Annotated in this window: 11 protein-coding genes; 1 reads left to right on the top strand and 10 read right to left on the bottom strand. The window is 72.8% G+C overall.

All coding sequences use genetic code 11. The features are described from left to right. The 9 genes from AB0K00_RS54705 to AB0K00_RS54665 form a co-directional block, all read right to left on the bottom strand. A partial coding sequence (locus tag AB0K00_RS54705) for a serine/threonine-protein kinase (protein ID WP_363539086.1) occupies positions 1 to 762 on the bottom strand: 762 nt, incomplete at its 3' end. A gap of 50 nt (positions 763 to 812) precedes the next feature. After that, complete coding sequence (gene ppgK, locus AB0K00_RS54700) at positions 813 to 1568, bottom strand: polyphosphate--glucose phosphotransferase (protein ID WP_363539084.1); 756 nt, start codon at positions 1566 to 1568, stop codon at positions 813 to 815. A 77-nt stretch (positions 1569 to 1645) separates the two neighbouring features. After that, positions 1646 to 1906: a Prokaryotic metallothionein gene (locus AB0K00_RS54695; protein WP_363539082.1), complete on the bottom strand. Its 261-nt coding sequence runs from the start codon at positions 1904 to 1906 to the stop codon at positions 1646 to 1648. A gap of 62 nt (positions 1907 to 1968) precedes the next feature. After that, complete coding sequence (locus AB0K00_RS54690) at positions 1969 to 3543, bottom strand: fused response regulator/phosphatase (RefSeq protein ID WP_363539080.1); 1575 nt, start codon at positions 3541 to 3543, stop codon at positions 1969 to 1971. A gap of 13 nt (positions 3544 to 3556) precedes the next feature. After that, positions 3557 to 5248: an ATP-binding protein gene (locus AB0K00_RS54685; protein WP_363539078.1), complete on the bottom strand. Its 1692-nt coding sequence runs from the start codon at positions 5246 to 5248 to the stop codon at positions 3557 to 3559. Beyond that, positions 5245 to 6267, bottom strand: a complete 1023-nt coding sequence (locus AB0K00_RS54680; RefSeq protein WP_363539076.1) for a SpoIIE family protein phosphatase — start codon at positions 6265 to 6267, stop codon at positions 5245 to 5247. The genes AB0K00_RS54685 and AB0K00_RS54680 overlap by 4 nt, the downstream gene beginning before the upstream one ends. Then, the gene (locus AB0K00_RS54675) at positions 6255 to 6665 is read right to left on the bottom strand and encodes an anti-sigma regulatory factor (RefSeq protein WP_363539074.1); all 411 of its coding nucleotides are present in this window, start codon (positions 6663 to 6665) and stop codon (positions 6255 to 6257) included. Before AB0K00_RS54675 ends, AB0K00_RS54680 begins: the two co-directional genes overlap by 13 nt. After that, positions 6662 to 7069 (bottom strand): STAS domain-containing protein, encoded by a 408-nt coding sequence (locus AB0K00_RS54670; protein WP_363539072.1) that lies wholly within the window; start codon positions 7067 to 7069, stop codon positions 6662 to 6664. The genes AB0K00_RS54675 and AB0K00_RS54670 overlap by 4 nt, the downstream gene beginning before the upstream one ends. Then, complete coding sequence (locus tag AB0K00_RS54665; protein ID WP_363539070.1) at positions 7069 to 7935, bottom strand: STAS domain-containing protein; 867 nt, start codon at positions 7933 to 7935, stop codon at positions 7069 to 7071. The genes AB0K00_RS54670 and AB0K00_RS54665 overlap by 1 nt, the downstream gene beginning before the upstream one ends. Positions 7936 to 8054: 119 nt before the next feature. On the opposite strand from AB0K00_RS54665, the gene AB0K00_RS54660 reads away from it, so the two are divergent. Beyond that, entirely contained in the window at positions 8055 to 8333 is a 279-nt protein-coding gene (locus tag AB0K00_RS54660; protein WP_326999765.1) for a DUF6582 domain-containing protein, read from the top strand. A gap of 52 nt (positions 8334 to 8385) precedes the next feature. Here the strand turns inward: AB0K00_RS54660 and AB0K00_RS54655 are convergent, their stop codons facing one another. Continuing rightward, positions 8386 to 9372 (bottom strand): malate dehydrogenase, encoded by a 987-nt coding sequence (locus AB0K00_RS54655; protein WP_363539068.1) that lies wholly within the window; start codon positions 9370 to 9372, stop codon positions 8386 to 8388. Positions 9373 to 9379 lie beyond the last annotated feature (7 nt).

Genomic DNA, 9379 nt, shown 5'->3' with positions numbered 1-9379 from the left:
GTCGTCGTCGCCGACGAGCGCCAGCAGGACCTGGCGGGCCGTCGGGCGGGCGGCCGGGTCGTCGCGCAGCGCCCGGGCCACGATCTCGGCGAGCCCCGGAGCCAGCCCCGCCGGCACCGACCCGGCCGGCTTGACGCCGGTGCCGGCCCACGCGACGAGGACGCCCCACGCGTACACGTCGGAGGCCTGGCTCGGCGGGGCGCCCCGCTCCTGCTCGGGCGCGAGCCACCCGGGCGTGCCGAACAGCTGCCCGACGGGGCCGGCGTGGCCGAGCAGGCGGGCCACGCCGAAGTCGATGACCTTCGGGCCGAACGGCGACAGCAGCACGTTGCGCGGGCTGAGGTCGGCGTGCACGAGCCCGACGGCGTGGATCGCGGTGAGCGCCGCGGCGACCCCGACGGCGACCGCCTCGACCTGCCCCGCGAGGGGCCCGTTGACGGTCGTGTAGTCGTGCAGGGACGGCCCGGAGACGTATTCGGTCACCAGGTGCGGCACCGGACCGTCCAGCGCCACGTCGAGCACGCGGGCGGTGCAGAAGCCGGCGACCCGGGACGCGGCGGCGGCCTCGGCCGCGAACCGCTGCCGGAACTGCGGGTCGCCGTGCCAGACCGGGTTGATGACCTTGAGCGCGACCCGGCGGTCGTCGGGACCTGCGGCGAGGTAGACGGTGCCCATGCCGCCGACGCCGAGCACGCCGAGCAGCCGGTAGGACCCGACCGTGGCCGGGTCCTCAGCTCGCAGCGCCGCGGGCATGTCCCCCATGCGACCTATCGTGCACTATGACCGCACGCCCGCAGGCACGACTGCTGCGGTCAGTGCGCCCTGCGCGACGCGAGCAGTGCGGCGCCGACGATGCCGGCGTTGTTCTGCAGGGTGGCCGGGACGACCTTCGTGGGCACCGACACGTGCTGCAGCCACTTGTCGGTCTTCTTGCTCACGCCGCCGCCGATGATGATCAGGTCCGGCCACAGCAGTGCGTGCAGGTGCCGCAGGTAGACCTGGACCCGCTCGGCCCACTCGGGCCAGCCGAGCTCCTCGGTCTCCCGGATGCGGTCCGAGGCGAAGTCCTCGGCGTCGCCGCCGTGCAGGTGGTGCCCGGTCAGCTGCAGGTGGCCGAACTCGGTGTTGGGCACCAGCCGCCCGTCGATGAACAGGGCACTGCCGATGCCGGTGCCCAGCGTCACCATCACGACCAGGCCGTCGACGCCCTTGCCGGCGCCGTACTCGATCTCGGCGACCCCGGCCGCGTCCGCGTCGTTGAGGACCGTCACCGGCCGGCCCAGCGCGTCGCTGAAGAGCTGCTCCGCGGGCGCGTCCACCCAGGACGCGTCGACGTTGGCAGCGGTCTTCGTCACGCCGTGCTGGACCACGGCCGGGAACGTGATGCCGACACTGCTCGCCGGCGGGAACTGCGCGACGACCGCCGCGACGGTCTCGACGACGGCGGACGTGTCCGCGGGCTGCGGAGTCTCGATGCGGTGGCGTTCGGCGGTGAACTCACCGGTTGCCAGGTCGACCGGCGCCCCCTTGATGCCCGAACCGCCGATGTCGATACCCAGGACCACCACAGCTGCTCCTCCGCGACGTGTGCCTCATCCAATGCCCTGCTGCAGGAAGACCCAATCATGCAGGGCACCGGCAAGGCTCACCCGGGGTATGCCCCAACCGCGTCGCGGATCTCCAAACCGAGCGCCTGGTCGGCGGTGCGGGCGCAGTGCGCGCTGCAGTAGAAGCTCCCGGACACCTCCGCACCGTGGCCCACGATCTTCGTGCCGCAGTGCTCGCAGACCGGCGCGAGCCGGTGGATCGCACACTCGAAGGAGTCGAAGACGTGCACGCCGCCGCCGACCGTCCTGATCTCGATGGCCATGTAGTAGTCGTTACCGCAGGTCTCACAGACCGCCATGATGAAGTCCCCCCGTTCGTCTCACCGCAGCCTGTGCGGTCGCGGGACGCGGTGCAACCGGTTCAGGGATAATCCACCCGGCGGATCACCAGCAGGGCCACGTCGTCGTCGCGGGAGCCCGCGCCGAGGTCGGTGAGCAGCCGGTCGCAGAAGCCCTCCAGGTCCTCGTCGACGTCGGCGACCGCGGCGCACAGCACGGCGAGGCCCTCGTTGAAGGTGTGCCCGCGCGACTCGATGAGCCCGTCGGTGACCAGGACCAGGGTCTCCCCCACCGCGAGGGTCAGCGGGATCTCCTCGTCGTGCGGGGTCGGCACGCCCAGCAGCGCGACCCGGCCCTCGACCTGGGTGACCTGCCCGTCACGGACCCGCAGCGGCGGCGGGTGCCCGGCGTTGGTGAGCCGGATCCGCCCGCTGGCGGGGTCCATGCTCAGCAGGCACATCGTGGCGATCTCCTCCGGCAGCAGCCGCAGCATCATCCGGTTGAGCCGCTCCATGCTCGGCCCGGGCGCGGCGTCCTCGACCAGGTAGGCCCGCAGCGCGTGGCGGACCTCCGCCATGATCGTGGCGGCCCGCAGCGAGTGCCCGGCGACGTCGCCGATCGCCGCGACCAGCTGCCCGTCCAGCAGGAGGACCTCGTAGAAGTCGCCGCCGACGGAGGCGTGTTCGCTGGCCGGCCGGTAGCGCACGGCGAGCTGCACCCCCGGCACCGTCGGCAGGTGCTGCGGCAGCATGCTCTGCTGCAGGGTGAGCGCGGTGCGGCGCTCCTCGTCGTAGCTGCGCAGCGCCTCCACCGCGAGGGCGACCGCCTGGCCGAACTGGCGCAGCAGGTCGGCGTCGTCGTCGCTGAACCCTGCGGCGGCCACCGCGACGTGCAGCGGCTCCCGGCCGGGCTTGGCGCGGGCCACGACCCGCCACACCGCGCCGGGCCACCACGGGCCGGTCTCCTGCCGGAACAGCACGGTGCCGGCCTGCCCGTCGAGCGGGTCGTGCTCGTACTGCTCCCGCATCGCCGCCCGCAGCTGCGCCACGCCGTCCACGGCGTCGACCTGCACCGCGATCGGGCCGGTCTCCTCGGAACCCGCGGCGACGGCGGCCGGCCCCTCGAAGACCCGGGCGGCGCCGGTCGCCGCGGCGACGAGGAGGTCCGCGAGGCTGGTCGTGGCGTTGAACGCCGTGGTCGTGTCCACGAGGCGGGTGAGCCGCCCGGCGAGGCGTTCGGCCCGGCGGCGGGCCCGGTACTCGCGCAGCTTCGCCCGGACCGTGGCGAGCAGCTCGTCGGGGTCGATCGGCTCGGCGAGGTAGGCGTCGGCGCCGCGGTTGAGCCCCTGGGTGCGGTCCACCACGTGGACGGCGGTCGCCGAGATGTGGATCACCGGGACGGCGCTGGTGTGCGGGTCCTCCTTGATCCGCTCGGCGACCTCGAAGCCGTCGATGTCCGGCAGCCGCACGTCGAGCACGACCAGCTCGGCGTGCAGGGCGGCGCCGTCCGGGCCGCCGTGCAGCAGCCGCAGCGCCTCCAGGCCGGTGGCGGCCTCGATCACCCGGTGCCCGTCGCGGCGCAGCCAGCTGGTGATGACGTAACGCTTCGAGGGGCTGTCGTCGACGACGAGAATGTCGGCGGCGGCCTCCGAACTCACGCGGCTGCGCCGGTCACGCCGTCACCAGGGTGACGACGTCGGCGACTATCCGCCTGGTGAGCGCCGACTTGGCCAGGACCGCCGCGGCACCGGGCACGTGCCCGACGTCGACGGCGGTGACCACCACGACCGGGATGCCGGCGACCTCGGGTGCCGCGGCCATCGCGGCGATCAGCTCGCCGCCGTCGCCGCCCGGCATCCGCAGGTCCAGGAAGATCACCGACGGCCGCTCGCGGGTCGCGATGGCATACGCGGACCGGACGTCGGCGGCCTCGTGGACGTGCTCGGCGATGCCGGTGAGATGCTCCCGCAGCACCAGCCGGGCGGCGGCCTCGTCGTCCACGACGAGGACCGCGGGCACGTGCGGCAGGTCGGTGTCGTCCTGGGACAACGGGCGCAGCGGCAGGTCGAGGGTGAAGGTGCTGCCCTCCCCCGGCTCGCTCACCATGCTCAGCCCGCCGCCCAGCAGCGTCGCGAGCCGCCGCGCGTAGGGCAGCCCGAGCCCGGTCCCGCCCGCCTGATGGGCGCCGCGCACCTGGTGGAACTCCTCGAAGACGCGCCGCTGCTCGGCGAACGGGATGCCGATGCCGGTGTCGGCGACCGCGATGTGCAGCCGCCCGTCCAGCACGAGCGCACCCATCCCGACCGAGCCTGCGTCGGTGAACTTCAGCGCGTTCGTGAGCAGGTTGCGCAGGATCTGGGTGAGCAGCACCTCGTCGGTGACCAGGTCGACCGGGGGCGGCTCGGCGATCTCGAGCTCGACGCCGGGCTTGGCGAGGGGGCGCAGCGTGCCGCGCAACTGGCCGAAGACCGCGCCGAGGTCGACCGGCGCCCAGGCCGCGTCGATCCGGTTGGACTCGGCCTTCGCGAGGTCCAGCAGGTCGTTGACCCGGGCGAGCAGATCGGCGGCGGAACCCTGGACCAGCCCCAGCTGGTGGGTCTGGTCGGCGGTGAGCGGCTCCGACCGCGGGTCGAGCAGCAGCCGGGTCAGCCCGATGATGGCGGTGACCGGCGCGCGCAGTTCGTGCGACACGTTGGCCAGGAAGCGGCTCTTCGCCTCGTTGGCCTCGCGCAGCTGGGCCGAGCGTTCGTCCAGCTCCGCGTACAGGGCGACGACACCCTGGTTGGTCTGCTCCAGCTCCTCGGACAGCTGCGTGTAGAGCGCCATCACCCCGCGGTTGGTCTCCTCCAGCTCCGCGTTGAGGGTGAGCAGCTCGTCGCGGTGCGCCTGGACCTCCTCCAGGGCCGTGACCAGCTGCCGGTTCTGCACGCTGAGCTCGTCCAACGCCGTCGTCGGCTGGCTCTGCGCCAACGTGTGCCGCGCCTCGGCCAGCCGCTCCGGTCCGACCTGGGCGGGCAGCCTGCGCGCCAGGCTGATCCGGTCCCGTTCCACGTGCACCTCGTCCATCAACCGACCTGCCGCCACCGTTCCCTCAGGCGGACTGAACCCGATGCCGCCCGCCTCTACCACGATGACCAGACGCGGCCTCGCGGAAACCTCGGCGGTGAACATCACGGTGGCGCCGATGGCGTGCCGGCCGATCTCGCTGAGGGCGGTGGCGACCCGGACCTGATCCTGGTGCTCCATGCCGACCGCCGCGGCGACCTCACGGCCACGCTGGCGCAGCACGAACACGTCCTGGTCGCCGTGCAACGTCATCCGCAGCAGCGGCTCCGGCGGTGAGGTCGGCGGGTCCTCGGTCACGGCCGCACCACCGCCACGCAGGCGTCGTCGCGGCGAACCCCGGCGTCGCGCAGCAGGGTGCCCGCGATGAGCAGCGGGTCCTGCCGGCTGAGCCCCGGGTAGTCCCGCAGGTTCCAGCGGTCCGATACGCCGTCGGAGTGCAGCACCACGACGGCCTCCGGCGGCAGTTCGTAGCCGAACTCGCGCATGCCGCGGGACTGGTGCCCGACGATGCCGGGCATGCTGACCATGCTGCGCCGCTCCCCGTCCGGGGACGCGATCACGCCGGCCACGTTGCCCAGCCCGGCGAAGCGCACCGCGTCACCCTCGACGCGCACCACCGACACGGCCGCGCCGCGGGTGTGCGACACGACCCGGTGCAGGTGCTCGACGATCGCGGCGGGCGCGTCGAGCCCGCTGGCGAGGAAGGCGTCGACGACGGCGTTCGCGGCCGCCGCCGCCAGGGCGCCGTGCCCGAGGCCGTCGGCGACCAGCAGCAGCAGCGCACCGTCGCGCTCCCGCGCCGCCCAGCGGTCACCGCACACGGTCTCACCCGTGATCGGCCGGCTCAGACCCGCGACGACCGGCGTTTCCACGCGGTCGCGGCCGGCCCACAACTGCGCGGTCAGCACGGTGCCGCGACCGGGCAGCGAGTAACCCCCGGAGTGGCTCGACAGGCGCCGGACCGCGCCGAGGCCGATGCCGAGCGTGCCCGCGGTCGACGTGCCGTCGGCGCCGCTGAACACCAGGTCCGCCATGCCGGGGCCGCTGTCGACGGCGACGAGCTCGACCCCGCCGGACGCGCCGGCGCGCAGGCAGCGCACCGACAGCGACCCGACGTCGGCGTGGCGGTGCAGGTTGCTCGCCAGTTCGGCGGCGACGATCGCGACCTCGCCGGCGCGCTCGTCGCTGAAGCCGAGCCGGCGGGCGCAGTCGACGGCGACGCGGCGGGCCACACCGGCCGCGCCCGCCTCGTCGACGGGAATCCAGCCGAGCTCCTCGACCAGGGGCACCATGGCCGGAGGAGTCACCGTGCCCACTTGGTCACCGTGATCCGGGTGCCTTCCCCGGCGGCGGTGACGATCTCGAACTCGTCGACGAGGCGGCGCGAGCCGCTCAGGCCGAGTCCCAGCCCGCTGCCGGTGGTATAGCCGTCGGTGAGGGCCAGGTCCAGGTCGGCGATGCCTGGCCCGCTGTCGACGAACTCGGCGCGGACCCCGGCGCGGCGCCCGTTGTGCACCTGATCGACGAGGGCGTGGCCGCCACCGCCGTGGATCAGGGTGTTGCGGGCCAGCTCGCTCGCCGCGGTGACCAGCTTCGTCTGGTCGACCAGCGGCAGCTTCGCGGCGAGGGCGATCACCCGCACCGCCTGGCGCACCCTGACCACGTCCTTGTCGTCGGTGATCGGCAACCGCTGCGGCTCCTGCGGCTGCGTCATACGGGCACGTCGTCGGAGCCGCGGACCCTCAGCAGACCGACGCCACGCACCTGCTTGGCCTCGGCGAGGATCTCCAATGCCTTGTCGACGTTGAGCGCGGTGCGCACCCCGTTGAGCGACAGCCCCAGCTCGACCAGCGTGATCGCGACCGCGGGCCGCATGCCGACGACGACGGTCTCGGCGTCCAGGACGCGGGACACCGACGCGATCGTGGACAGCATCCGGCCGATGAACGAGTCGACGATCTCCAGGGCGGAGATGTCGATCACGACGCCGTGCGCGCCGGTCTCCACGATCCGGTCGCCCAGGTCCTCCTGCAGCTGCAGCGCGGTCTGGTCGTCGAGGTCGATCTGGATCGAGACCAGCAGGATCTCGCCGATCTTCAGGACGGGGACCCGATCCATCACAGCGTCCTGTCGCGGTTCGAGCGGCGGACCACCTCGACGCCGCTGGCGCGCAGCGCGTGCAGCAGCGCGTCGGCGAGGTTGGACTTCGTCACGATGTCGCCGAACTCGATGCCGAGCGCGACGACGGTCTGCGCGATCTGCGGCCGGATGCCGGAGATGATGCACTCCGCGCCCATCAGCCGCGCCGCTACGACCGTCTTCAGGATGTGCTGCGCGACCTGCGTGTCGACGGCCGGCACGCCGGTGATGTCGACGATCGCGAACGCGGAGCCGGTGTCGACCAGGGTCTGCAGCAGCTTCTCCATGACCACCTGGGCGCGGGCGGAGTCCAGCGTGCCGACCAGCGGCACCGCCACCACGCCCTCCCACAGCTTCACCACCGGCGTCGACAGCTCCAGCAGCTGCTCGGTCTGGTCGGCGATCACCGACTCGCGGGTCTTGGTGTAGGTCTCGAACGTGAACAGCCCCATGTCGTCGACGACCAGCGACAGCAGCAGGAAGTCGTTCGTCGACAGCTCCGCCGGGCCGGACTCGCTGATGCCGAGCACGACCTCCTTGATCGTGAACACGAGACTCGCGGTCTCGCTCGGCGTGAAGCCCTGCCGGGCCCACAGCCGCGACAGGTCGGCGAGGGCCGCCCGCGACTCGCCGCTTTCGGCGCCCGCGACCTCCCCGTCGCCCTCGGCGCTCAGCACGCCCCGCAGGGCTCCGAACACGTCGCGCACCTGCCGGGCGAGCTCCGTGTTGGTGAGCCGTCCACGCAGTGTGCGGGCAGCCATCTCCGTCCACTGCCGCACGATCGTGTCCTCATGCGTCCCAAGGAACGCACTCAGCCGCTGCCGCGCGTCGGCATCCACCTTCACTCGTGATCTCCTTCGACCGTCCTGTGTCGGACCAGACGGTACCGTCCCGCGCCACCCGCCGCGAACGATGCGGCCGATCGGGGGTGTCACGACCGGGCCGGCAGGGAAGAAAAACGGGTATGAAGACGACTTGGAGGCCCTACGAGGCACACGGCACCCTGTCCGAGGAGACCCGCGAGCGCCTGCCCGACAGCGTCTACGCGTTCCCGGAGCACCGCAAGCTGCCGTTGACGGACGCCAAACACGTCCGCAACGCGGTCGCCCGCTTCGACCAGGTCCGCGGCGTCAACGACACGGACCGCGACCTGGCCTTCGCGAACCTGGCGAAGGCGGCCGAGCACTACCAGGTGGAGCTGTCGGAGGCGAGCTGGCACGAGCTCGGCCGCACCCCGCACTGAGACACGCCGGCCCGCCCACCGTGCGGGATGGGCGGGCCGGCGGCACCGACGATCAGATGAGACCCAGGCGCTCCACCGCGGTGCGCTCCTCGGCGAGCTCGGCGACGGACGCGTCGATGCGGGCCCGGGAGAACGCGTCGATGTCCAGCCCCTGCACGATCTCCCACTTGCCGCCGCGGGACACCACGGGGAACGAGGAGATCAGGCCCTCCGGCACGCCGTAGGAGCCGTCGGACGGCAGCGCCACCGACGTCCAGTCACCCTCGGGGGTGCCGTTGACCCAGTCGAAGACGTGGTCGATGGCGGCGGACGCGGCCGACGCGGCCGAGGACGCGCCACGCACGTCGATGATCTCCGCGCCGCGCTTGGCGACCCGCGGGATGAACTCGTCGGCATACCACTGCTGGTCGCCGACGGCCTCGGCGGCGTTGCGGCCGGAGACCTCGGCGTGCAGGATGTCCGGGAACTGCGTCGCGGAGTGGTTGCCCCAGATGGTGACCTTGCTGATCTCCGAGACCGGCACGCCGAGCTTCTGCGACAGCTGCGCCACGGCCCGGTTGTGGTCCAGGCGGGTCATCGCGGTGAACCGGTCCGCCGGCACGTCGGGGGCGTTGCGCTGGGCGATGAGGGCGTTGGTGTTGGCGGGGTTGCCCACGACCAGGATGCGGATGTCCTCGGCGGCGCCGGCGTTGATCGCCTCACCCTGGGGCTTGAAGATGCCGCCGTTGGCCTCGAGCAGGTCGCCGCGCTCCATGCCCTTGGTGCGGGGGCGGGCACCGACGAGCAGGGCGACGTTGGCGCCGGAGAACGCCTGCTTCGGGTCGTCGAACACGTCCACGCCGGCGAGCAGCGGGAACGCGCCGTCCTGCAGCTCCAGCGCGGTGCCCTCGGCGGCGCGGGCGGCCTGCGGGATCTCCAGCAGGCGCAGCTTCACGCGGGTGTCGGCGCCGAGCAGCTGACCGGACGCGATGCGGAACAGCAGCGCGTAGCCGATCTGGCCGGCGGCACCGGTCACGGTTACGTTCACGGACTCGCTCATCAGACTT

This window comes from Dactylosporangium sp. NPDC049525 (genome assembly GCF_040676755.1).
In the GTDB taxonomy this organism is placed as follows: Bacteria; Actinomycetota; Actinomycetes; order Mycobacteriales; family Micromonosporaceae; genus Dactylosporangium.
Note: the sequence above shows the minus strand (reverse complement) of the source record. Positions and strands in the feature narration are given on the sequence as shown.

Excerpts from the sequence above, each read along its gene's own strand:
- AB0K00_RS54660 (WP_326999765.1), top strand. The coding sequence starts at position 8,055 with ATGAAGACGACTTGGAGGCCCTACGAGGCACACGGCACCCTGTCCGAG.
- AB0K00_RS54655 (WP_363539068.1), bottom strand. The coding sequence starts at position 9,372 with ATGAGCGAGTCCGTGAACGTAACCGTGACCGGTGCCGCCGGCCAGATC.
- AB0K00_RS54670 (WP_363539072.1), bottom strand. The coding sequence starts at position 7,069 with ATGGATCGGGTCCCCGTCCTGAAGATCGGCGAGATCCTGCTGGTCTCG.
- AB0K00_RS54695 (WP_363539082.1), bottom strand. The coding sequence starts at position 1,906 with ATGGCGGTCTGTGAGACCTGCGGTAACGACTACTACATGGCCATCGAG.
- AB0K00_RS54675 (WP_363539074.1), bottom strand. The coding sequence starts at position 6,665 with ATGACGCAGCCGCAGGAGCCGCAGCGGTTGCCGATCACCGACGACAAG.